We start from the raw sequence: 22,140 nt of genomic DNA on the forward strand, positions 1-22,140 counted from the left end.
ACTCCTTAGGGGTCGAGGATGAACGGGGGATGGTCGCCCGGCCAGTATTCCACCGGGTAGGGCGAGTCGTGGATGCCCGCCAGCCGGGCGCGGTCGAGATAGTTGAGGACCGTGAACAGGAACTCGCGGCCGCGCATGCAGCCCAGCGCGCCCCCGGCCACCGCCACCTCGTCGAAGGCGGCCACCCGGTCGCGGCGCACGCCCCGGCCCGCGAACATCAAGGGTACGGGCTCGCCCGAGTGGATCAGCGCGCCGCAGCTCGGGGTGGAGTGGTCGGCGGTCACGGCCAGGAGCAGGCGCGGGTCGTCCAGGATGGCGTCGGCCACTTTGCCGAGCCCCCGGTCCAGGGATTCGATGACCCGGACCTTGGCCTCCGGGTCCTTGGTGTGGGCCGCCTGATCCGGGGTCTTGGTGTGCACGTGGATGAAATCGTAGTCGTCCGCCCGGTCGAGCGCCAGCCGGATGCGTTCGGTCAGGTCCGCGCCCGGGTCGTCCGTGTCGCGGGCCCTCAGGAAATCCATGCCCGTGAACCGGGCCAGCCCGGCGTACATGGCCCCGGTGGCGATGGACAGCCCGCGCAACCCGTAGCGCTGGCGCAGGGTCGGGCAGCGGGTGAGCCGCCCGGCCCGCTGGGTGACCAGCCCGTTGGCCGGGACCTTTCCGGCGCGCTCCCGCTCGCGGTTCAGCGGCAGGGCCGAGAGGATACGGTGCGCCCGCAGGAGATATCGTTCCAGGACCTGCGCCGTGCGCAGCGAGGGCCGGTCCCGGTGGTCCCTGAGCGGCAGGGGGCGGGGCAGAAGCCGCCCGTCCACCATGGGGTTGGTGTCGGTGACGTGGGGCGAGACCTCGCCGCGCAGGACCAGCACGCCGAACAGGCCACCCACCGGATGCAGTGAGGCGGTCACGCCCTCGGACTCGAAGGGCGGCAGGGCGGCGAACAGGGCCGCGGCCTCGTCCGGCGTGGCGGGCACCTTGTCGTGCAGCAGGGTCAGGCGGCGCTCCGCGTCCGGCCCGATATGGGCGAAGTGGGTGAGCAGGGCCACGTCGTGCGGGCCCAAGTCGATCCCCGCGCCCAGGGCCTCCAGCGCGCCGCGTCCGGGGAACTCGTAGCGCAGGCCGCCGAACAGGGCGAAGTGGGCGTTCTCCGAGGGCAGGGGCTGGCCGAACCGGGTGGCGTGGTAGAGGCCTGTGGCCGAGAGGGCGGCGATGCGGTCCAGGCACGGCGTGGCCGCCGCCTGGAGCGGGGTGCGGTCGCCGAGGCAGGGATGGGAGCGGTCCCCCAGGCCATCCAGCAGGACCAGTATGCCTGTGTCAGCCATGGGCGGCCCCGCTTGTTTGATAGAAATTGTCTATAGCAATAATGATTCTCATAAATACAATCTCATTGCTTTGCGCCGGGACGAGTGTAGGATGGTTTCATGCTTATAGACCTTCACGTCCACTCCACCTGTTCCCCGTGCAGCATTCTGAAGCCTTCCGAAATCCTGGCCAACGCCCGGTCCCTGGGGCTGGATGCCGTTTGTATCACCGATCACGACACCATGTCCATCCTGACACAATGCCGTGAGGGCTTCCAACCCGACGGGCTGCTCGTCATCGTGGGCATGGAGTACACCACCGACCAGGGCGACTACCTGATCTTCGGGGACGTCCGGTCCATTCCCCACGGATTGTCCGCCGAGGTCCTGCTCCCGGCGGTGCGCGAGCTGGGCGGCGCGGCCATCTCGGCCCATCCTTGCCGGACCTGGCGTCCTGCCGATCCGCTCATCTTCGAACAGGGGTTGTGCACCATTGCCGAGGCGGAGAACGGGCGCAACACCGACGCCGAGAACGGCCTGGCCCAGAGCCTGATCGCGGACCGCAACATGACCGCCGTGGCCGGGTCCGACGCCCACTCCCTGAGCGAGCTCGGCCGCTGTCCCACGCGGTTCACCGTGCCGGTCAACTCCACCCGAGACCTGATCGAGGCCCTCAACCAGGGCCGGTGCCGTCCCAGGGCGGCGCACCGCTCGGCGGCCTGATCCTTCCGGGCCTGAATCCCTTCCCCTACTTGGGCGGAATCAGAAAGGACGTGACCTTCTTCACGCCCTTGACCCCCTTGGCCACCTTCACGGCCAGGGCGGCGTCCGCCTGGCTGCGGACCATGCCCAGCAGCACCACCTCTGCGTTCATGACCTCCTGTTCGATCTGGGTGGAACTCAGGTCGCCGTTGCCGATGAGTTCGGCGCGCACCTTGGCCGCCAGCTCCAGGTCGTCGGCCGTGGTGTCGGTCTCGGGCTTGAAATAGCTGGTCACCTGCTTCACGCCCTCGGTCCCCTTGGCCGTCTTCACCGCGAAGGCGCGGAAGGGTTGGTCGTTGATCGCGCCCACCAGGTAGACGTGCTTCAGGAAACAATAGACATGGACCTTGAGGGCCAGTTTGGAATCCTTGTCCGCCAGGCCGCCCTTGATGGACAGGGATATCTTTTTGTCCGCGGCCTGGTCGCCCACGCTGCGTTCGTCGCGCGCGCTGTCGTAGATGGCCCCCCACGGGGTCCAGGCCAGGCTGGACAGGGCGAGGCAGAGGATCAGTATGACGGGGGCGGGTTGGTTGGAACGACGCATATTTCCTCCTTTGACGATATGTGGATAACTCTGTGGAAAATTGTCTGCTTTGCGTTTTTTCTGGCTTGACACAATGCAAAGGCATATTACTTTAGGTAAGCGTCGGAGAAATTATAATCAGTCAGCATCAAGGAAAACGATTCTAATGGAATATAGAGACTATTACAAACTTCTCGGAGTGTCCCGCTCCGCTTCCAAGGAAGAGATCGGAAAGGCTTTCAAGAAGCTGGCCCGGAAGTATCACCCCGATCTCAACCCGAACGACAAGGGCGCGGAGGACAAGTTCAAGGAGATCAACGAGGCCTACGAAGTCCTCAAGGACGAGAAGAAGCGCAAGCTCTATGACCAGTTCGGCTCCAACTGGGAACATGGCCAGAACTTCCAGCCGCCGCCGGGCTACGAGAACATGCACTTCAGCAGCGGCGGCGGTGGCGGATTCGGCGGCGGCGCCGGCTTCTCGGACTTCTTCGAGACCATCTTCGGTGGCGGTGGCGGCGGTTTTCGCGGCGGCTTCCAGTCGGGCGGCTTCCAGTCGGGCGGCTTCTCGCAGGGCGACTTCGGCGGCGGCTACCGGCAGCGTCCCCGCCGAGGCGCGGATTCCGAGGCGTCCTACGAACTGACCCTGGAAGAGGCGTACCGGGGCGGCAAGAAGTCCATCACCCTGCAGGAGCAGACCCGCGGACCGGACGGCATCCCGCGCATGACCACCAAGACCCTTGAGGTCACGGTGCCCGCAGGCATCAAGGACGGCCAGAAGATCCGTCTGGCGGGCCAGGGCAACCCCGGCATGAGCGGCGGGCCCAAGGGCGACCTGTACCTGAAGATCCGGCTCATGCCCCACCACATGTTCAAGGTTTCGGAATCGGACGTGATCCTCGACCTGCCGCTCAGCCCGTGGGAGGCGGCGCTCGGCACCACCGCGCGCATCCCCACCCTGGACGGGGCCGTGGAGATGAAGATCCCGCCGGGCATCGGCTCGGGCAAGAAGCTGCGCATCAAGGGCCGGGGCCTCGGAGCCGGGGCCAAGAAGGGCGACCAGTACGTGCGCATCATGATCCAGGTGCCGGAACGGCTCTCGGCGGAGGAGCGCGACCTGTTCGAACAATTGCAGAAGGTCTCGGGCTACAAGCCGAGAAGTTTCTAGAGGTACGACAATGACCACGAAGAAATTGCAGGAAATGATCATGCAGATGCCGGGCCTGAACCTGCCCGAGCGCAGCGAATACGTGGCCTGGGCCCAACTGGTGCAGCTGACCTCCATCGACCCCGCCGAGATGAGCGAGCTGGTCGACCTCGGCTGGATCAGCCCCAAGCGGACCGGGGCCGAGGAATACCTGTTCCGACTCAAGGACGTCTACCGCATCCACAAGCTCATGCGCCTGGTCCATGACCTGGAGGTCTCGGTCTACGGCGGGTCCATCATCGTGGACCTGCTCGAACGGGTCGAGGAGCTCGAGACCGAGGTCGAGGAACTCAGGAGGCTCGTCTGACCGACACATTTCGTGAGGAGGTAAGCATATAATGGATATCAACACGTTCACCCGCAAAACCCAGGAAGCCGTTTCCGAGGCCCAGAACCTGGCCATCCGGAGCGGCCATCAGCAGATAGACTGCGAACATCTCATGCACGCCCTGGTGGCCCAGGAAAACGGCCTGGCCGGCCAGATCCTGCGCAAGCTCGGCGTGGCCCCGGACGCCTATCTCGGGGCCATCGACGCAGAGATCGCCAAGGTCCCCAGCGTGTCCGGCTCGGGCGCGCGCCCGGACCAGATCGTGGTCACCCCGCGAATGCAGAAGGCGCTGGTCGCCGCAGACGACATGCGCAAGCGCATGAAGGACGAGTACGTCTCCGTGGAGCACGTCTTCGTGGCCCTCATGGACGAGTCCGGCAGCTCGGGCGTGGGCCGGGTCAACAAGCAGTTCGGCCTGGACAAGAACAAGGTCCTGAGCGCGCTTGAGGAGGTTCGCGGCAAGCAGCGCGTGACCTCGGACAACCCGGAGGCGACCTACGAATCGCTCAAGAAGTACGGCCGCGACCTGGTGGAGGAGGCCCGCTCGGGCAAGCTCGACCCGGTCATCGGCCGCGATTCCGAAATCCGCCGCGTCATCCGCATCCTGTCGCGCCGGACCAAGAACAACCCGGTGCTCATCGGCGAGGCCGGCGTCGGCAAGACCGCCATCGCGGAAGGTCTGGCCCAGCGCATCGTCAAGGGCGACGTGCCCGAGGGCCTCAAGGACAAGACCGTGTTCTCCCTGGACATGTCCGCGCTCATCGCCGGGGCCAAGTACCGCGGCGAGTTCGAGGAACGGCTCAAGGCCGTGCTCAAGGAGGTGGCCGAGTCCGCCGGGCAGATCGTCATGTTCATCGACGAGCTGCACACCATCGTGGGCGCGGGCAAGACCGACGGGGCCATGGACGCGAGCAACATATTGAAGCCCATGCTGGCGCGCGGCGAGCTGCACTGCATCGGCGCGACCACGCTCGACGAGTACCGCAAATATATCGAGAAGGACCCGGCCCTGGAACGCCGCTTCCAGACCGTGCTGGTGGAGGAGCCGTCCGTGGAGGACACCATCTCCATCCTGCGCGGCCTGCGCGAGCGCTTCGAGGTGCACCACGGCGTGCGCATCGCGGACGGGGCCATCGTCGAGGCGGCCGTGCTGTCCAGCCGGTACATCACCGACCGGCAGCTTCCGGACAAGGCCATCGACCTCATCGACGAGGCTGCGGCCCTGATCCGCACCGAGATCGACTCCCAGCCCTATGAGCTGGACACGGCCAACCGTCAGATCATGCAGTACGAGATCGAGCGCGAGGCCCTCAAGCGGGAGACCGACAAGGCGTCCCGCGAGCGGCTGGCCGAGCTGGAGAAGAAGCTGGCCGAACTCAAGGAATCCCAGTCCGCCATGCTGGCCCAGTGGGAGAACGAGAAGTCCGGCATCGAGCGGCTGCGCGCCCTCAAGAGCGAGATCGAGGCCACCCGGCGCGAGATCGACGAGGCCAAGCGCATCCCCGACTACAACCGGGCCGCCGAACTCGAATACGGCAGGCTGCCTCAGCTCGAGAAGGAGCTCAACCAGCGCAACGAGGCGCTCGAGACCGGCGACGGCCCGCGCATGGTCCGCGAGGAGGTCGGCCCGGACGACATCGCCCAGGTCATCGCCAAGTGGACCGGCATCCCAGTCTCCCGGCTTCTGGAAGGCGAGCGCGAGAAGCTGCTCCGGCTGGGCGACGTCCTGCACGAGCGGGTCATCGGCCAGGACCAGGCGGTCCAGGCCGTGGCCGACGCCGTGCTGCGCGCGCGTGCGGGCCTCAAGGACCCGTCGCGGCCCATCGGCTCGTTCATCTTCCTCGGCCCCACGGGCGTGGGCAAGACCGAGCTGTGCAAGACCCTGGCCTCGGCCCTGTTCGACACCGAGGACAACATGATCCGCATCGACATGTCCGAGTACATGGAGAAGCACACCGTGGCCCGGCTCATCGGCGCCCCTCCGGGCTACGTGGGCTATGACGAGGGCGGCCAGCTGACCGAGGCCGTGCGGCGCAAGCCGTACTCGGTCATCCTGTTCGACGAGATCGAGAAGGCGCACCACGACGTGTTCAACGTGCTCCTGCAGATCCTCGACGACGGGCGGCTGACCGATTCCCACGGCCGAACGGTGGACTTCAAGAACACCATTGTGATCATGACCTCCAACCTCGGGGCCGAGTTCATGCTCGACGGCATCGACCGGTCCGGCGAGTTCAAGCCCGGCGTGGAGGACCAGGTCCGCGAGGTCCTGCGCCGCCACTTCCGGCCCGAGTTCCTGAACCGCGTGGACGAGACCGTGCTCTTCCGGCCGCTGACCCAGGACCAGCTCATCGGCATCATCGACCTGCTGGTGGCCGGACTGCGCTCCCGGCTCGAGGATCGCAACATCGGCCTGACCCTGACGGACCGGGCCAAGGCGTTCATCGCCCAGTCGGCCTACGACCCGTCCTTCGGCGCGCGGCCCCTGCACCGCTACCTGAAGCACAACCTGGAGACCCCGCTGGCCAAGCGCCTCATCGGCGGCGACCTGGCCGACGGCCAGACCGTCACCGTGGACGAGCGCGACGGGGAGCTGGTTTTCGACTAGGTCCGGAAACAGATGACATTCAAGGCCGGCGCCCGACACGGGGCGTCGGCCTTTTTTCGTGCCTCGCGTCGGGGAGGGCACCCGCCGGAATGCGATCGGCCACCTCTTTGTCACAGATTTGAAACCAAGAGTGCGGGCAAGTGGGCTATGGTGCCGCTCAGGAGGGGACGCCCCCGCAGGGGCTCAGGCCGTGCCGGATGCGATTCCCCGACCTCATCAGTCAGGAGTGCAACCATGGAAAAGGTGTTGTTCATCTGCGTGCACAACAGCGCGCGGAGCCAGATGGCGGAAGCCTACCTCAATGCGTTCGGGGGAGGCGAGTTCGTGGCCGAGAGCGCCGGATTCGAGCCCACGGAGATCAATCCGCTGGTGGTCGAGGCCATGAAGGAGGAGGGCATAGACCTCTCCGGGCACAGGACGCAGTCGGCCTTCGACCTGTACAAGGAGGGCCGGATGTTCAGCTACGTCGTCACGGTCTGCGAGGAGTCGGTGGAGAAGCAGTGCCCGGTCTATCCCGGCATGACCCACCGCCTGCACCTCCCCTTCCCGGATCCGGCCGAGGTCCAAGGCACCCATGAGGAAAAGCTGGCCCAGGTCCGGGTCATCCGCGACAGGATCAAGGCCGTCGTCTACGAGTTCCTGGAGTGGGCCCGTTCCGGGGACATCAAGAAGCTCAGCGATTTCTGGGAAATCCGGCCGCTCGACTGACCCTGGCCTACGATTCCGCCGCCCCATCGCACGTGCGGGCGGAGCGGGGAAGCGGCCTGGCCTCGTCCTTTCCCGTTTCCCGTGGCGCGCTTCCCCCATCCCCCCGGCAGACCTCCCTCGACTCCGGGCAAGAACTTGCTTGACATCCGGCGAGTCTTTCCCGAAGGTTGCGCCTTCAACAATTATCGAGGTTTTCATGCCCAACTTGATCCTGCTGGCGTTGCTGGCGGCGTTTCCCCCACTGTCCACGGACATGTACCTGCCCGCCATCCCCACCCTGCAGTCGCTGTGGGGCATCACCTACGCCACGGCCAACCTGTCCATGGTCCTGTTCATGGGCGTGTTCAGCATCTTCCTGCTCATCCACGGCCCGCTTTCCGACCGTTTCGGCCGCAAGCCGGTGCTCATCGGCGGGCTGATCGTGTTCATCCTGGCCTCGTTCGGCTGCGCCCTGTCCCCGTCCATCGGATTCCTGATCGCGGCCCGGTGCCTGCAGGCGGCGGGTGCGGCAGCGGCGGCGTCCCTGGCCCTGGCCCTGTCCAAGGACCTCTACGAGGGATCACAGCGGCAGAAGATCCTGGCCTACATCGGGGTGATCATGGCCCTGGCCCCCATGCTGGCCCCGACCATCGGCGGGCTGATGCTCAAGTTCGCCTCCTGGCGCTGGATATTCATCGTCCAGGTGGCGCTGGCTCTGGTCGGCCTGTACGGGGTGCTCCGCCTGAAGGAGCCGGTCACGACCTTCACGCGCGGCGGCTTCCTGGCCGTGGCCGGGCGCTACCGGCTGGTGTTGCGGAACCTGCCGTTCACGGTCCTGGCCACCGGCTTCGCCCTCATGTCCCTGCCCCATTTCGCCTTCATCGGCGGCTCGGCGGACATGTACATCAACGAGCTGGGGCTGTCCGAGCAGGCCTTCGGCATCTATTTCGGTGCCAACGCCGTGGGCTTCATGCTCGGCTCGTTCCTCTGCACCCGGATGGTCGGCACGTACAAGCCGCTGAACATGCTCTACACCACCTTCGCGTTCCTGTTCGCGTCCACCCTCCTGATGTTCATCCTCGGCGGGCGCACGCCCCTGACCCTGGCCCTGCCCATGTTCTGCATGTCGCTGAGCGTGGGCTTCTCCCGGCCCATCTCCAACTCCATGATCCTGGACCAGGTGGACACGGACGTGGGCGCGGCCTCGGGCATCCTGACCTTCGAGATATTTTTCGTCGCGGCCCTGTCCATGCAGCTCATCTCCATGGGCTGGCCCCACAAGCCCATGGTCCTGGGCGTGCTCGGCGTCTTCGGCACCCTGATCCCGCTGGCGGCCCTGCTGGCCGTCAGGAAGCGTTGCCGGTTCAACTAGCCGCCATCCTTGGCAACACAAAAGGCCCGCGCGTACCGAACGCGCGGGCCTTTTGTCATTGCATTGCATATGGGGTCAGGCCGGAATGCCCTTCAGGAAGGCCTCGGCCCTGCGCTCGGACCAGTAGACGTTCTCCTTCCCCTTGGTCACGAAGCCCACGTGGCCGCCGTGGGCCGGGGTCTCCAGGAACAGGTGCGGATTGGACATGGCCTCGGCCGCCGGGAAACAGGTCGGGGTCAGGAACGGGTCGTTTTGGGCGTTGACCAGCAGGGCGGGCACGCGCACGGCGGGCAGGAATTGGAGGGAGGACGCATTGGCGTAGTAGTCGGCCGCGTCCGCGAAGCCGCCCATGGGCGCGGTGAAGCGGTTGTCGAAGTCGCGCAGGGAGCGGATGCCCTTCAGCTTCAACGCGTCCACTACCTCCGGGAAGCGTTCGCCCTTTTCGCGCATCTTGCGGCGCAGGCCGCGCATGAAATATTCGAAATAGATGCGGTGGGAGGAGATGACCCGCTCGGCCGCGTCCAGGTCGCAGGGGGTGGAGAAGGCCACGGCCCCGGCCACCTGTCCGGGCACCCGGTCCGGGGCCTCGCCCAGGTACTTGAGGATCTGGTTGCCGCCCATGGAGAATCCGATCAGGACCACTTGCTCGTAGCGCCCGGTGGACAGGCAGTGCAGGATGATCTCGTGCAGGTCGCCGGTCTCCCCCGAGTGGTAGCAGCGGGGCAGCCGGTTGGGCTCGTCGCCGCATCCCCGCTGGGACCAGCAGGCCGCGTCCCATCCGTTTTTGGTGGCCATGGCCGCCATGCCGAGCACGTATTTCTTGCGCGAATTTCCTTCCAGGCCGTGGCTGACGATGACCAGCCGGTTGGACTCGCCGGTGCGCGAGCGGTGCCAGTCCAGGTCCAGGAAATCCGTGTCGGCCAGCTCCACGCGCTCGGGCTCTGGCGCGGTCAGGGGCGTCAGCCGGAAGAGCGGCGGATAGAGGGTGGCCATGTGGCCCGAGGCGAACGGGAAGGGCGGCCGGTAGTCGGGAATGGGCAGTACGGGCATGGGGTTGGTGTACGGCCACGCGGCCGCGAAGTAAAGCGGCGCGTGGCCGTCATGCGCCCGCCCCGGCAGGCCGGGCGATCTCCTGGAGCTTGGCCGTCTTGAGCGTGATCCGCTGTTCGTGGAAGGGAAGCAGGGAGGAGCGGTGGCCCACGCTGACCACGGCGGAATGGGGCAGCCGCTCGCGCAGCAGCCCGTAGAGCCGCGCCTCGCCGTCCTCGTCCAGGGCCGAGGTGGCCTCGTCCAGGAAGAGCCAGTCCGGCTTCTGGAGCAGCATGCGGGCAAAGGCCAGGCGCTGCTGTTCGCCGGGGGAGAGCATCTGCGCCCAGTAGCTCTCGTCGTCCAGGTGGCCGGTCAGCCGCTCCAGGCCGCAGTCGGTCAGGGCCCGGCGCAGGGCGTCGTCGTCGAAGCCGCCCGCCGGGGTGGGATAGCTGAGCACGGCGCGCAGGTTGCCCATGGGCAGGTATGGCTTCTGCGGCAGGAACAGGGTCCGGCCGCCCGCGGGCAGCAGGATGGACCCGGTGCCGTAGGGCCACAGCCCGGCGATGGCGCGCAGCAGGGTGGACTTGCCCGTGCCCGAAGGGCCGCTGATGAGCAGGCTTTCGCCTTTGCGCAGGGTCAGGCCCACGGGTTCGACCATGGGGCCGCCGTCGGGCAGGGCCAGGGCCAGCTCCCGGACGGACAACACCTCGTCCTCGCCCGTGGCGCGGGTCAGCCCATGGCCGTTTTGGGCCTCCCGGACCTCGTCCATGGCGCGGGAGAAGCTGGTCAGGCGGTCCACGGTGGCGCGCCAGGAGGCCAGTTCGGAGTAGGCGTTCACGAACCAACTGAGCGACCCCTGGACCTGGCCGAAGGCCGAGGCGGTCTGCATCAGGCCGCCCAGCTCCATGGCCCCGGAGAAGTAGCGCGGGGCGGCCGCCAGGATGGGGAAGATCACGGCGGCCTGGGCGTAGCCGTTGGTCAGCCAGGAAAGTCGCTTCTGCCGCTTCATGATCGCCCACCAGTTGGAGACCACCTTGTCGAAGCGGCCCTTGAAGATGCCGGACTCGTCCTTTTCGCCGCCGTACAGGGCCACGCCCTCCACGTTCTCGCGGAAGCGCACCAGGCTGAAGCGGAAGTCCGCCTCATAGCGTTGCTGGTTGAAGTTCAGCCGGATGAGCGGCCGCCCCACGCGCATGGTCAGGTAGCTGCCCACCAGGGCGTAGATCAGCGCGGTCCAGACCATGTAGCCGGGTATGGTGACGCCGACACCGGCCAGGGTGAAGGAGAGCGCGCCGGACAGGCTCCAGAGGATGCCCACGAAGGAGATGAGGGTGATGCCCGATTCCAGGAAGCCCAGGGTCAGGGTCAGGGTCTGGCTGACGAAGGAGTCGATGTCGTCGGCGATGCGCTGGTCCGGGTTGTCGGTCTCCCCGCCGCGCATCTGCATGACGTAGTAGGTCCGGTCCGCGAGCCAGCGGTCCATGAGCATGTCCGTGAGCCAGCGCCGCCAGCGGATCTGGAGCATCTGCCGCAGGTAGAGCTGGTACACGGCCACACCGATGTAGATGCAGGCCAGCACGCCGAAGACGAGCAACTGGTGGGTGAACGCCTTCCAGTCGTGGTTCTGCAGGCTGTCGTAGAAGGCGTTGTTCCACTTGTTGAAGAGCACGTTCAGGTAGACCAGGCCCAGGCTCATGGACAGGATCACGGCCAGGAGCAGGCGGCCGCGGAGTTTGTCTTCGGAGAACCAGTAGGGCCTGGCCAGCCGCCAGGTGTCGCGCAGAAAGTTTCTTGTCACGTTCATGGGGGTCTCGCGTGATGCAGGGCCGTCGGCGGCGCAGTCGTTCGGCTGTGGGGTCGCGGCGGGGTGAAATATTTGGGCCGCTTGGAGGCGGCGTCCCGTGCCATGCGAAAATATGCCCATCCTGCATGTCGCCGACCGCCGCCGGTGTCAAGTGCGTGAAGCGGATTGCACCATCGTCGCCCGGGAAAACGGTTGCCCGGACCGTGCCTGATTGGCTACCCTTGCGCACCGCCCGCCGACGGGCGCGAACCTGAAGGAGCCCGCGTGCCGCTGTACGACCAGACCGACATGGAGAACTACGCCGAGGTCCTGACCTGGGCGCTCAACGAATCCAGGGAACGCCCCCTGCGCAACAGCGAGATGGTCCTGATCCGCTACGACATCCCCGGCCTGGCCCTGGCCGAGGCGGTCTACTCGCGGCTCATGGACATGCACCTCATGCCCGTGGCCATGGCCCAGCCCACGCCGTACATGGAGATGGAGCGCTACCTCAACTCCAGCTTCGGCCAGCTCCTGTTCCAGCAGCCCGGCCTGGCCGAGCTCTACTCCCGGACCGCCGGGGTCATCAACATCATCGCCCCGGAGGAGCTGACCTACCTCCGGACCGTGGACCCGCGCACCATCGCCGAGGCCCGGCGCGCCGACGCGCCCAACCGGCGCATCCTCCAGCGGCGCAGGCAGTCCGGGGCAATGGGCTGGACCACCTGCCTGTACCCCACCGAGGCCCTGGCCAAGGGCGCGGGCATGACCCTCGACGAATACGCCCATGCCCTGAAGCGCGCCTGCTGGTTGAACATGCCCGATCCGGCGGCCGAGTGGCGGCGGCTGAAGCGCGAGGTCGGCGAGGTCCGCGCCTGGCTCGACGGCTTGTCCATCCGCTCCCTGCGGGTGGAGTCCGAGGACATCGACCTGACCGTGGGCATCGGCGACAACCGACGGTTCGTGGGCGTGAACGGGGCCAACATCCCGGGCTACGAGATCTACGTGGCCCCGGACGCGCGCAAGGTGGACGGAACCTACTACGCGGACCAGCCGACCCTGCGTTACGGGCACCTGGTGTCCGGCATGGCCCTGGACTTCTCCGGGGGCGTCGCCTCCCGGGCCGAGGTCGAGATCGGTCAGGTCTTCGTCCAGCAGCAGCTCTATTCGGACGCGGGCGCGCGCAGGGTGGGGGAGTTCTCCCTGACCGACAAACGCTTCTCCCGCGTGGACCGGTTCATGGCCCACACCTTGCTCGACGAGAACTTCGGCGGGGAGCACGGCAACTGCCACCTGGCCCTGGGCGGCTCGGTGCTCGAAAGTTTCTCCGGCCCGCCCGAGATGCTCACCCCGGAGCTGGAATACGAGCTCGGCTTCAACTCGTCCGACATGCACTGGGACCTGGTCAACACCCAGCCCAAGCGGGTCACGGCCAAACTTGCCGACGGCAGCCCCAGGCTGATTTACGAGAACGGCGAGTTCAGAGTCTGAGTTTTGCCGTGTCCCGTGGCCCCGTCCCTTTTTTTTCTTGTCATTCTGGTTATTGACAACCTTATCCACATGCTTATTTTCCCCACAGGTCTCGCTTCCCGCGGGCCTTTTCATTACAAAATTCGTTTCCCAAGGAATTGATTTCATGGCGAAAAACAACAATGAAGTGCCCATCAACGGTCTGTACGACGACGAGGGGCGGATAGTTGACGAGCAGGCCGAGGAAGGCCGGGGCGAAAACGTGACCGAATCCGTCGAGGAAGCGGCCGAGGTGTCCCTGAGCAAGGAGGAGCTGGCCGCCCTGTGCAAGGAGTCGGTCTGTCCCGGGTGTGACGTGTTCAAGGAGGCCGAGTCCATCCGGCTGCGCGCCCTGGCCGACTCCGAGAACGTCAAGAAGCGGCTGCTCCGGGAGACCGAGGAGCTGAAGAAGTACGCGGGCGAGTCCATCCTGGCCGACCTGCTGCCCATCCTCGACAACCTGGACCTGGCCCTGGCCCACACCGACGGCCTGTCCGCCGAATGCAAGAACTTCGTCATCGGCGTGGACATGACCCGCAAAATCTTCCTGGACGCGGTCAAGAACCACGGCCTGGAGACGGTGCAGGCGGCCAAGGGCGCCGAGTTCGACCCCGAGATCCACGACGCCGTGGGCACGGTGCAGGAGTCTTCGCTGGGCGACAACCAGATCGCCCAGGTGGTCCAGAACGGCTACCGCCTCAAGGGGCGGCTGCTGCGTCCGGCCAAGGTCATGGTCAACAAGCTGTAGGTTTTTTGACGCCGCGGCCTTTACAAGGGTCAACGCGTGATTATTGAAGAAAGTAAGCAAATTTACGTCGAATACGACTTTTTTATCTTAGGAGGACATAAATATGGGTAAGATCATAGGGATCGACCTTGGAACCACCAACTCCTGCGTCTACGTCATGGAGGGCAAAGACCCGAAATGCGTGACCAACCCCGAAGGCGGCCGGACCACTCCGTCCGTTGTGGGGTTCACCGACAAGGAGCGGCTGGTGGGCGACATCGCCAAGCGTCAGTCCGTCACCAACCCCGAGAAGACCGTCTTCGCCATCAAGCGCCTCATGGGCCGGGCCGCCAACGCCCCCGAGGTCAAGAAGTGGCAGGAGCACTGTCCGTACAAGATCGTGGCCGGTAACGGAAACGACGCCTGGGTCGAGATCGACGGCAAGAAGTACTCTCCGCCCGAAGTCTCCGCCATGATCCTGCAGAAGCTGAAGAAGGATGCCGAGACCTACCTGGGCGAGCCCGTCACCGAGGCCGTCATCACCGTCCCGGCCTACTTCAACGACTCCCAGCGCCAGGCCACCAAGGACGCGGGCAAGATCGCCGGTCTCGAGGTCAAGCGCATCATCAACGAGCCCACCGCGGCCTCCCTGGCCTACGGTTTCGACAAGAAGGCCAACGAGAAGATCGCGGTCTTCGACCTCGGCGGCGGCACGTTCGATATCTCCATCCTGGAAGTGGGCGACAACGTCGTCGAAGTGCGCGCCACCAACGGCGACACTTTCCTGGGCGGCGAGGACTTCGACCACCGGATCATCGAGTACCTGGTGAACGAGTTCAAGAAGGAAACCGGCATCGACCTGTCCAAGGACCGCATGGCCCTGCAGCGCCTCAAGGAGGCCGCCGAAAAGGCCAAGCACGACCTGTCCTCCTCCGTGGAGACCGAGGTCAACCTGCCGTTCATCACCGCCGACCAGAACGGCCCGAAGCACATGATGGTCAAGATCAGCCGGGGCAAGCTCGAGAAGCTCGTCGAGGACCTGGTCGACCGCACCGTCGAGCCGTGCCGCAAGGCCCTGAAGGACGCCGGTCTGTCCGCTGCCGACATCGACGAGGTCATCCTCGTCGGCGGCATGACCCGCATGCCCCTGGTCCAGGAGAAGGTGAAGTCCTTCTTCGGCAAGGAGCCCAACCGCTCCGTGAACCCGGACGAGGTCGTCGCCATGGGCGCGGCCATCCAGGGCGGCATCCTGGCCGGTGACGTCAAGGACGTCCTGCTCCTCGACGTGACCCCGCTGTCGCTGGGCATCGAGACCATGGGCGGCGTGATGACGCACCTGATCGAGCGCAACACGACCATCCCGACCAAGAAGTCCCAGGTGTTCACCACCGCGGCCGACAACCAGCCGTCCGTGTCCATCCGGGTCTTCCAGGGCGAGCGTCCCATGTGCGCGGACAACAAGCTGCTCGGCAACTTCGAGCTGACCGGCATTCCGCCGGCGCCGCGCGGCGTGCCGCAGATCGAGGTCTCGTTCGACATCGACGCCAACGGCATCGTGCACGTCAACGCCAAGGACCTGGGCACCGGACGCGAACAGTCCATCCAGATCACGGCCAGCTCGGGCCTGTCCGAGGACGAGATCAACCAGATGGTCAAGGACGCCGAGGCCCACGCCGACGAGGACAAGAAGAAGCAGTCCCTGATCGAGGCCCGCAACCAGGCCGATACCCTGGTCTACACCTCCGAGAAGTCCCTGCGCGACCTCGGCGACAAGGTCGATGCCTCCGTGAAGGCGGACATCGAAGCCAAGATCGCGGAAGTCAAGAAGGCCCTGGAGGCCGACGACGCCGACCAGATCAAGGCCAAGGCCGACGAACTGGCCCAGGCCTCGCACAAGCTGGCCGAACAGCTCTACGCCCAGCAGAACGCCGAGAACGCCAATCCCGGCGCGGCGGCGGGCGCGGCCGGAGCCGACGCAGGCTCCTCGGCCAAGGATGACGACGACGTGGTGGACGCCGACTACACCGAAGTCAAGTAGTTCGGCTTGCCTTCACCCGCCAAGCGAAGTATAGCATTACCCGGTCCGCAGTATGCGGGCCGGGTTTTTTTTATCTGGTTGCGGGCGATTGCCGCAGCCGAACCGACAATGCACCAAGCCGTCCCCATGAAAAACTCCGCATATACCGTCAAGATACTGTCCGCACTGGTCCTGATCGGCTTCCTCGCCTGGGGCTGCGCGCCCATGCAGCAGCCGATCAAGAGCGCGGACCTGCTGTCCACGCCCAATCTCCTGGTCGAGGCCGACGCCGCCTGGAAGGCCAAACACTGGGAGGCGGTCGAGCTCTACTACGCCGCCGCCCTGGAACGTCCCGACCTGGTCAAGAGCGAATTGCCCACGGTCTACGTCCGGCTGGCCGAATCCGCGTCGCGGAACGGCCACTACCACCAGGCGCGCATCGCCCTGGAGCAGTGGGCCAACACGGACACCCAGGCTCTGGAGCGGGCGGACTGGGAGCGGCTCTACCTCGACGCCATGGGCGCCCTGGGCAAGACCGAGCGGCTGGCCAATCATCTGCAATGGGTCCTGGGCGCGACCAACGTGCCGTGGCCGACCAAGCAGGAGGTGGCCCTGTGGTTCGCGGACTATTACGGGACCCACGAGGACTACGAGCGCGCCCTGGACGTGCTCGACAGGTTCTACGCACAGGCCCCGGACGAACAGGCCAAGTCATTGTTCGAGCATGAATTTTCCCAGCGGTTGGCCAACCTGGACGACACCAGGGTGGACGACCTGGCCAAGGCGGTCACCCCGACCAACCAGTGGCGCTTTCCCTATGCCCTGGTGGCCTTCGAGCGCGGCGTGCGCACGGCCTCGGACAGCGCGGCGTGGTCCGCCGACTGGCGCACCCTGCGCGACCTGGCGACCTCCGGCGAGCTGGCCGATCCCATTCCGCTTCGGAACAAGCTGGCCGAGCTCGAGGCGCGCTACGGCGTGCCGCGCATCGGCCTGGCCCTGGCCCTGCCCGTGACCGGGCCGTACGCCAAGGTGGGCGTGAAGATCCTGCGCGGCGCGGGCCTTGCCCAGTGGCGGCTGGCCCAGGAGGGCGTGGACGTGGACCTGCGGGTCATCAACACCGAGGCTCCCGGCTGGGAGACCCGGTTGGCCCAGCTGCCCAGCCACTTCACCGTGGTGGGCGGGCCCCTGCGCATCGACGCCTTCAAGCGCTTCTACGAGGCCGACTCCCCGGCCGCGGGCGTGCTCCAAAAGCGCGCCGTGTTCGCCTTCCTGTCCTCCCTGGGCGACCTGACCGAGGGCAAGGACGCCTGGCGCTTCTTCACCAGCCGTGTGGACGAGGTGCGCAGCCTGGTCCAACTGACCGTGGACAAGCTCGGCATCACCGACCTGGCCGTCTTCTACCCCGAGGAGAAGTTCGGCCGGACCATGGCCCAGACCTTCTACAGCGAGGCCGCGCCGCTGGGCGGACGGATCAAGGGCATGCAGTCCTATCCCCCGCACGAGCTCAAGCAGTGGACCCGCCGGGTGGGCAAGCTCCTGAACGTGCCCCAGGATTTCAGCGACAACAAGGACGTGCCCCTGCCCATGCCGGACTTCGGGGCCGTGTTCATCCCGGACGGCTGGCGTCAGGCCCAGACCCTGCTGCCCAACTTCTTCTTCTATGAGGGCGACCAACTGGTCTTCCTCGGCCCCGGCCTGTGGAGCCGTGCCCTGGACGACGCCAAGGACGTGGACGAGCACTACTACCGCCTGGCGGTCTGTCCCGGCGCGTGGTGGGACGGCTCGGATGGCGGCAGGGCGCTCCAGACCGCCCTGACCGAAGAGGGGCTGGGCCAGGCCGACTTCTGGGTGGCACTCGGCTACGACTTCCTGCGTTTTGCGGGCAAGCTCGGCACCCTGCCCGCATCCTGGGACAGCGCCCTGGTCAACAAGCGCATCCACAAGGCCGAGGACATGGACTTCAGCATGGCCCCCATGACCTGGGACGAGAGCGGCACGGCCAGCCAGGACCTGTACCTGTTCACTCCGGCCGCCAACGGCAAGCGGATCGTGGACCCGGAAAAGTTCGCCGATCGCATCGCCAAGGCCAAGGCCCGGCGCGAGCGGCGCATGGAAAATTACGAGAAGCGGCTGGAGGAAGACGGCAGGCCCGCCTCCGCCACCGGCCAGTAGCCGACTCCGAACCCGTCGGCGCATAAAGGAGAAACCCATGAAGATCAGTCCCGAAGAAGTGGCCAAGGTTGCCAGCCTCTCCCGGCTCGACCTGCCCGAGGACAAGCTCGAATTGTTCGCCGGGCAGCTCGGCGACATCCTCGCCTACATGGACAAGCTCGGCGAGCTCGACACGGACGCGGTGGAGCCCCTGTACAGCCCGGTCAAGCACACCACGGTGCTGCGCAGGGACGAGGTGCGCAAGGACTACAGGCGCGAGGAAATCCTGGCCAACGCCCCGGAGCAGGACGGCCAGTTCTTCATTGTTCCGCGCATCGTTTAATATTTTGATATAATTCAGGATTGATTAATGTCTGAACTGCATACGAAGACCCTGTCCGAGATCGCGGCCCTGCTGCAATCCGGCGACGTCAAGGTTGTCGAGGTGGTCAAGCACTGCCTGGACCGCATCGAGGCCACCGAGCCCCGGGTCAAGGCGCTCATCACGGTCATGGGCGACGAGGCCATGAAGCAGGCCGAGGCCATGGACGCGGCCGGACCGGACGCCTCCAAGCCGCTTTGGGGCGTGCCCATGGTCCTCAAGGACCTGCTGACCACCAAGGGCGTGAAGACCACCTGCGGCTCGAAGATCCTCGAGAATTTCGTGCCCTTCTACGACGCCACGGCCGTGGCCAAATTGAAGGAGGCCGGGGCCGTGTTCATCGGCAAGGCCAACATGGACGAGTTCGCCATGGGCTCGTCCACCGAGAATTCCGCATTTTTCATGACCGCCAACCCGTGGGACGTGGATCGCGTGCCCGGCGGGTCCTCGGGCGGCTCCGGGGCCACGGTGGCAGCGGGGCAGTGCTTCGGCGCGCTCGGCACCGACACCGGCGGGTCCATCCGCACCCCGTCCTCGTTCTGCGGCATCGTGGGGCTCAAACCCACCTACGGACGCATCTCCCGTTTCGGGCTGATCGCCTACGGTTCGTCCCTGGACCAGATCGGTCCCATGACCCGGTCGGTCGAGGACGCGGCCCGGCTGCTCCAGGTCATGGCCGGACACGACCCCAAGGACTCCACGTCCGTGGACGTTGAGGTCCCGGACTACCTGGCCGGGCTCGGCCGCGAGGATTTGAAGGGCGTCAGGATCGGCCTGCCCGAGGAGTACTGGGGCGAGGGGCTGGACGCGGAGGTCAAGGAGGCCTGCGCGAACGCCGTGGCCGAGATGCAGAAGCTCGGAGCCGAGACCGTGCCGGTCAAGCTGTCCCTGACCGAGTACGCCATCGCCACCTACTACATCATCGCCATGGCCGAGGCCTCGTCCAACCTGTCCCGGTTCGACGGCGTGCGCTTCGGCTACCGCAACAAGAAGGCCGAGGAGCTGATCGACATGTACACCGCCAGCCGCACCGAAGGGTTCGGCGACGAGGTGCAGCGCCGCATCATCATGGGCACCTACGTGCTCTCCAGCGGCTACTACGACGCCTATTACAACAAGGCCGCCAAGGTCCGCCGCCTGCTGCGCCAGGACTTCGACAAGGCCTTTGAGCAGTGCGACTTCATCGCCGGTCCGGTCTGCCCGACCACGGCCTTCGTCAAGGGCGACAAGGCCGACCCGCTGCAGATGTACCTCATGGACATCTTCACCATCTCCGCCAACCTGGCGGGCATTCCGGCCATGTCCCTGCCCGTGGGGCTGGGCAAGGATTCCGGGATGCCGGTGGGCCTCCAGCTCATGGGCCCGGCCTTCTGCGAGGCCGACATGCTCTCCGTGGCCGAACGGCTGGAGCGCGCCCTGCCGCCCCTGTCCATGCCCGAACTTTAGGCTTTTATCACAACGTGAAAGCCGGTTGCCGACAGATGTCGGCAACCAGCTTTTTTTATTGGCTGATTATCGGGAGGCCGGCTTATCGCCTCTGGCCTGGTTCCTCGACGTTGTCGTCCTTCATCCAGTTGTAGTTGAGGTCCGTCCGGCCCATGGCCCCGTGGTTCACGAACCGGATGTTCGAGGCTTGTCCGCCGTGGCGTCCGGCCCGGAGCAGGGGGATGATGACCGCGCCGCCCACGCCCGTGGCCAGGCCGCCCGCCGTCCCGGCGATCAGGCCGATGGCGGTGTCGTCCAGCAGGTAGTTGGCCAAGGCCGCGACGACGGTGGCGGCGGCTATGCCGAGCCAGGCCCGGAAGAGGCCGAAGAAACCGGCCAGAAAGAAGAGTCCGACGAAAGCGAGAAAGCCGATGCCGTGATATTGATATTCCATAGCCCGACCCATAGCCGATTGCCGAAGGCCAGGCAACCCGGAAGGAGGGCGGAAAGGCCGCCCGGAGCGCTCTCCGGGGGGGGCATGCGGAGCTCCTTTGGGGGCTGCCGGAAACGGAGCCGGACAGAGCATCACACCGGGATACCTCCATATTATAATGTCTTCCCATTTTTCTCCCGGTTTCGTAGGATGCCGCACATGACGCACGGGGGAAAATACCGATGACCATCGCCGTGGCCGTTTCGGGCGGCATGGACAGCCTGCTCGCGCTCGCCCTGCTCCAGGAGCGGGACGAGGAGCTTTTGGCCGTGCACGGCCATTTCCTGCCGCCTTCCACGGCCTGGGAGCGGGTGGCCGAGGGGCTGGCCAGGGCGTGCGATACGCTCGGCGTGCCGTTCCACGCCCTGGATCTGCACCAGGCCTTCGACGACCGGGTGATCAAGCCGTTCGTGGCCGAATACAGGGCCGGGCTGACGCCCAACCCGTGCGCCATGTGCAACCCGCGCATGAAGTTCGGGGTCCTCTTCGACGCGGCCCGCAACCTCGGGGCCGACCGGCTGGCTACGGGCCACTACGTCAGCATGGAGGACCGCGAACAGGGGCGGATGCTGGTGCGCGGCCGGGACGCGGCCAAGGACCAGAGCTATTTTCTGTCCATGGTCCCGGTGGAGAAGCTGCGCCTGGCCGAGTTCCCCCTGGCCCGGACCTTCAAGCGTGACGTGCCCGCTTTCCTCCAAGGGCTCGGCCTGACCCCGCCGCTGCCGAGCGAAAGCCAGGAAATCTGCTTCGTGCCGGACGACGACTACCAGCACTTCCTGACCGCGCGCTGCGACATGTCCGGCCCGGGCCCGGCGGCGTTGCCGGACGGCCGGGTCATCGGCGAGCACCAGGGGCTGTGGCGGCACACCCAGGGCCAGCGGCGCGGCCTGGGCATTCCGTGGTCCGAGCCGCTCTACGTCCTGGACAAGGACGTGGCGTCCAACACCCTGATCGTGGGGCCGAAGGAATTCCTCGACGCCAAGGGGTGCGTGGCCGGACAGGTCAACCTCATGTGCCCGGCCAGGGATTGGCCCGGCTCCGTGCTGGTCCAGACCCGCTACCGCCAGAAGGCCAAGCCCGCCAAGGCGTGGCTGTCCGGCGGCAAACTGTATTTCGATTTTCTGGAGCCGCACACCCGGCCCACGCCCGGCCAGGTGGCGGCGGTCTACGACGAGGCCGGGACCGTGCTCGGCGGCGGGATCATCGAGGAGGCGCTGTAGGCGCTACAGGCCGTATTGGAGCTCCCTGCGCTCCCGGAGGTCCCGGTCGAACCCGTCGCGCCGCTCCCGATTCATGGCCTTGTGGATTTCCTCGGCAGTCAGTTCGGGCTTCTTCTCCAGGTAGGCGGCCATGCGCTGCACTGCGCTGGTGGCCCGGTAGAAGAGGGGCTCCCGGTAGGTCTTGAGCAGGCCGAAACCCGCCTCGCGCTGGCCCAGGTAGATGAGCGTCAGGCCGAGATAGTAGGTGGAGTCCGGCAGGTCCGGGTATTTTTCGAGGGTGTCGGTGAAGATTTTGCGGGCCGCCTCGAAATTTCCGTCGTTCAACTGCTTGATTCCCGCCTTGTTGTTGAGATAGGCCTCGTTCGGGCCGTTGTTCAGGAAATCCCCGGTGGAGTTCAGGGACACGCCGAACCCGCCCGCGCCGACGCCCACCGAGGTCGTGCCCGCGCCGACGCCGACGCCCACGCCGCCCCCGCCGGTGCCCACGCCGACGCCCACGCCGAGGGAAGAGCCCACGCAGCCCGCGAGCAGCAGGGCGGCCAACAGGGAGAACAGGGCGGAGAACCGTGACTTTGTGCCCAAGCGGCGGGAAATGGCATTCGTTTGCTTCATGGGGGCCACC

The 22,140-nt window shown here is 66.2% G+C and carries 19 protein-coding genes; 13 read left to right on the plus strand and 6 right to left on the minus strand.

Translation table 11 applies throughout. The features are described 5' to 3' along the window. Positions 1–5: 5 nt before the first annotated feature. Positions 6–1,319, minus strand: a complete 1,314-nt coding sequence (locus tag AB6M95_RS03320; RefSeq protein ID WP_371385310.1) for a BPG-independent phosphoglycerate mutase family protein — start codon at positions 1,317–1,319, stop codon at positions 6–8. Between the two features lie 99 nt (positions 1,320–1,418). On the opposite strand from AB6M95_RS03320, the gene AB6M95_RS03325 reads away from it, so the two are divergent. After that, positions 1,419–2,021, plus strand: a complete 603-nt coding sequence (locus AB6M95_RS03325; RefSeq protein ID WP_371385311.1) for a PHP domain-containing protein — start codon at positions 1,419–1,421, stop codon at positions 2,019–2,021. Between the two features lie 25 nt (positions 2,022–2,046). Here the strand turns inward: AB6M95_RS03325 and AB6M95_RS03330 are convergent, their stop codons facing one another. Continuing rightward, positions 2,047–2,604, minus strand: a complete 558-nt coding sequence (locus AB6M95_RS03330) for a BON domain-containing protein (protein WP_371385312.1) — start codon at positions 2,602–2,604, stop codon at positions 2,047–2,049. Positions 2,605–2,749: 145 nt separating this feature from the next. On the opposite strand from AB6M95_RS03330, the gene AB6M95_RS03335 reads away from it, so the two are divergent. The 5 genes from AB6M95_RS03335 to AB6M95_RS03355 all read left to right on the plus strand — a co-directional run bounded on the left by AB6M95_RS03335 (position 2,750) and on the right by AB6M95_RS03355 (position 8,782). Next, on the plus strand, positions 2,750–3,748 hold the full coding sequence (locus AB6M95_RS03335) for a DnaJ C-terminal domain-containing protein (protein WP_371385313.1): 999 nt from the start codon (positions 2,750–2,752) through the stop codon (positions 3,746–3,748). A gap of 10 nt (positions 3,749–3,758) precedes the next feature. After that, positions 3,759–4,094 carry a chaperone modulator CbpM gene (locus AB6M95_RS03340; protein ID WP_371385314.1) on the plus strand — a complete coding sequence of 112 codons (336 nt, stop codon included), beginning with the start codon at positions 3,759–3,761 and terminating at the stop codon, positions 4,092–4,094. Positions 4,095–4,125: 31 nt separating this feature from the next. Continuing rightward, a complete protein-coding gene (clpB, locus tag AB6M95_RS03345) occupies positions 4,126–6,723 on the plus strand; it encodes an ATP-dependent chaperone ClpB (protein ID WP_371385315.1) in 2,598 nt (865 codons plus the stop codon). 234 nt (positions 6,724–6,957) lie between these two features. Next, complete coding sequence (locus AB6M95_RS03350; RefSeq protein WP_371385316.1) at positions 6,958–7,431, plus strand: arsenate reductase ArsC; 474 nt, start codon at positions 6,958–6,960, stop codon at positions 7,429–7,431. 196 nt (positions 7,432–7,627) lie between these two features. Then, positions 7,628–8,782: a Bcr/CflA family efflux MFS transporter gene (locus AB6M95_RS03355; RefSeq protein ID WP_371385317.1), complete on the plus strand. Its 1,155-nt coding sequence runs from the start codon at positions 7,628–7,630 to the stop codon at positions 8,780–8,782. A gap of 75 nt (positions 8,783–8,857) precedes the next feature. Here AB6M95_RS03355 and AB6M95_RS03360 read toward each other — a convergent pair whose 3' ends face one another. Next, complete coding sequence (locus tag AB6M95_RS03360) at positions 8,858–9,832, minus strand: YheT family hydrolase (protein ID WP_371385318.1); 975 nt, start codon at positions 9,830–9,832, stop codon at positions 8,858–8,860. Positions 9,833–9,881: 49 nt separating this feature from the next. Next, positions 9,882–11,615 carry an ABC transporter ATP-binding protein/permease gene (locus AB6M95_RS03365; protein ID WP_371385319.1) on the minus strand — a complete coding sequence of 578 codons (1,734 nt, stop codon included), beginning with the start codon at positions 11,613–11,615 and terminating at the stop codon, positions 9,882–9,884. 264 nt (positions 11,616–11,879) lie between these two features. Between AB6M95_RS03365 and AB6M95_RS03370 the strand changes: the two genes are divergently transcribed. The 6 genes from AB6M95_RS03370 (at position 11,880) to gatA (ending at position 19,826) form a co-directional block, all read left to right on the plus strand. After that, a complete protein-coding gene (locus tag AB6M95_RS03370; protein ID WP_371385320.1) occupies positions 11,880–13,085 on the plus strand; it encodes an aminopeptidase in 1,206 nt (401 codons plus the stop codon). Between the two features lie 145 nt (positions 13,086–13,230). Continuing rightward, positions 13,231–13,851 (plus strand): nucleotide exchange factor GrpE, encoded by a 621-nt coding sequence (locus tag AB6M95_RS03375; protein WP_371385321.1) that lies wholly within the window; start codon positions 13,231–13,233, stop codon positions 13,849–13,851. 103 nt (positions 13,852–13,954) lie between these two features. Next, entirely contained in the window at positions 13,955–15,868 is a 1,914-nt protein-coding gene (dnaK, locus tag AB6M95_RS03380) for a molecular chaperone DnaK (RefSeq protein ID WP_371385322.1), read from the plus strand. A 126-nt stretch (positions 15,869–15,994) separates the two neighbouring features. Next, entirely contained in the window at positions 15,995–18,019 is a 2,025-nt protein-coding gene (locus tag AB6M95_RS03385) for a type 1 periplasmic-binding domain-containing protein (protein WP_371385323.1), read from the plus strand. Between the two features lie 37 nt (positions 18,020–18,056). Then, entirely contained in the window at positions 18,057–18,341 is a 285-nt protein-coding gene (gene gatC, locus AB6M95_RS03390) for an Asp-tRNA(Asn)/Glu-tRNA(Gln) amidotransferase subunit GatC (protein ID WP_071546544.1), read from the plus strand. Between the two features lie 27 nt (positions 18,342–18,368). Beyond that, positions 18,369–19,826 carry an Asp-tRNA(Asn)/Glu-tRNA(Gln) amidotransferase subunit GatA gene (gene gatA, locus AB6M95_RS03395; protein ID WP_371385324.1) on the plus strand — a complete coding sequence of 486 codons (1,458 nt, stop codon included), beginning with the start codon at positions 18,369–18,371 and terminating at the stop codon, positions 19,824–19,826. An 82-nt stretch (positions 19,827–19,908) separates the two neighbouring features. Here the strand turns inward: gatA and AB6M95_RS03400 are convergent, their stop codons facing one another. Further along, positions 19,909–20,259: a hypothetical protein gene (locus AB6M95_RS03400; protein WP_371385325.1), complete on the minus strand. Its 351-nt coding sequence runs from the start codon at positions 20,257–20,259 to the stop codon at positions 19,909–19,911. Positions 20,260–20,480: 221 nt separating this feature from the next. Here AB6M95_RS03400 and mnmA point away from each other — a divergent pair, with 221 nt between their 5' ends. Beyond that, on the plus strand, positions 20,481–21,518 hold the full coding sequence (mnmA, locus tag AB6M95_RS03405; protein WP_371385326.1) for a tRNA 2-thiouridine(34) synthase MnmA: 1,038 nt from the start codon (positions 20,481–20,483) through the stop codon (positions 21,516–21,518). Positions 21,519–21,521: 3 nt separating this feature from the next. On the opposite strand, the gene AB6M95_RS03410 is transcribed toward mnmA, so the two are convergent. Beyond that, on the minus strand, positions 21,522–22,130 hold the full coding sequence (locus tag AB6M95_RS03410) for a tetratricopeptide repeat protein (RefSeq protein ID WP_371385327.1): 609 nt from the start codon (positions 22,128–22,130) through the stop codon (positions 21,522–21,524). Positions 22,131–22,140 lie beyond the last annotated feature (10 nt).

The organism is Pseudodesulfovibrio karagichevae, assembly GCF_041414475.1.
Taxonomy (GTDB): domain Bacteria; phylum Desulfobacterota; class Desulfovibrionia; order Desulfovibrionales; family Desulfovibrionaceae; genus Pseudodesulfovibrio; species Pseudodesulfovibrio karagichevae.

Excerpts from the sequence above, each read along its gene's own strand:
- dnaK (WP_371385322.1), top strand. The coding sequence starts at position 13,955 with ATGGGTAAGATCATAGGGATCGACCTTGGAACCACCAACTCCTGCGTC.
- AB6M95_RS03365 (WP_371385319.1), bottom strand. The coding sequence starts at position 11,615 with ATGAACGTGACAAGAAACTTTCTGCGCGACACCTGGCGGCTGGCCAGG.
- AB6M95_RS03335 (WP_371385313.1), top strand. The coding sequence starts at position 2,750 with ATGGAATATAGAGACTATTACAAACTTCTCGGAGTGTCCCGCTCCGCT.
- AB6M95_RS03325 (WP_371385311.1), top strand. The coding sequence starts at position 1,419 with ATGCTTATAGACCTTCACGTCCACTCCACCTGTTCCCCGTGCAGCATT.
- AB6M95_RS03360 (WP_371385318.1), bottom strand. The coding sequence starts at position 9,832 with ATGCCCGTACTGCCCATTCCCGACTACCGGCCGCCCTTCCCGTTCGCC.
- AB6M95_RS03400 (WP_371385325.1), bottom strand. The coding sequence starts at position 20,259 with ATGGAATATCAATATCACGGCATCGGCTTTCTCGCTTTCGTCGGACTC.
- AB6M95_RS03385 (WP_371385323.1), top strand. The coding sequence starts at position 15,995 with ATGAAAAACTCCGCATATACCGTCAAGATACTGTCCGCACTGGTCCTG.
- AB6M95_RS03340 (WP_371385314.1), top strand. The coding sequence starts at position 3,759 with ATGACCACGAAGAAATTGCAGGAAATGATCATGCAGATGCCGGGCCTG.
- AB6M95_RS03410 (WP_371385327.1), bottom strand. The coding sequence starts at position 22,130 with ATGAAGCAAACGAATGCCATTTCCCGCCGCTTGGGCACAAAGTCACGG.
- mnmA (WP_371385326.1), top strand. The coding sequence starts at position 20,481 with ATGACCATCGCCGTGGCCGTTTCGGGCGGCATGGACAGCCTGCTCGCG.
- AB6M95_RS03350 (WP_371385316.1), top strand. The coding sequence starts at position 6,958 with ATGGAAAAGGTGTTGTTCATCTGCGTGCACAACAGCGCGCGGAGCCAG.
- AB6M95_RS03375 (WP_371385321.1), top strand. The coding sequence starts at position 13,231 with ATGGCGAAAAACAACAATGAAGTGCCCATCAACGGTCTGTACGACGAC.
- gatC (WP_071546544.1), top strand. The coding sequence starts at position 18,057 with ATGAAGATCAGTCCCGAAGAAGTGGCCAAGGTTGCCAGCCTCTCCCGG.
- clpB (WP_371385315.1), top strand. The coding sequence starts at position 4,126 with ATGGATATCAACACGTTCACCCGCAAAACCCAGGAAGCCGTTTCCGAG.
- AB6M95_RS03330 (WP_371385312.1), bottom strand. The coding sequence starts at position 2,604 with ATGCGTCGTTCCAACCAACCCGCCCCCGTCATACTGATCCTCTGCCTC.
- AB6M95_RS03355 (WP_371385317.1), top strand. The coding sequence starts at position 7,628 with ATGCCCAACTTGATCCTGCTGGCGTTGCTGGCGGCGTTTCCCCCACTG.
- gatA (WP_371385324.1), top strand. The coding sequence starts at position 18,369 with ATGTCTGAACTGCATACGAAGACCCTGTCCGAGATCGCGGCCCTGCTG.
- AB6M95_RS03320 (WP_371385310.1), bottom strand. The coding sequence starts at position 1,319 with ATGGCTGACACAGGCATACTGGTCCTGCTGGATGGCCTGGGGGACCGC.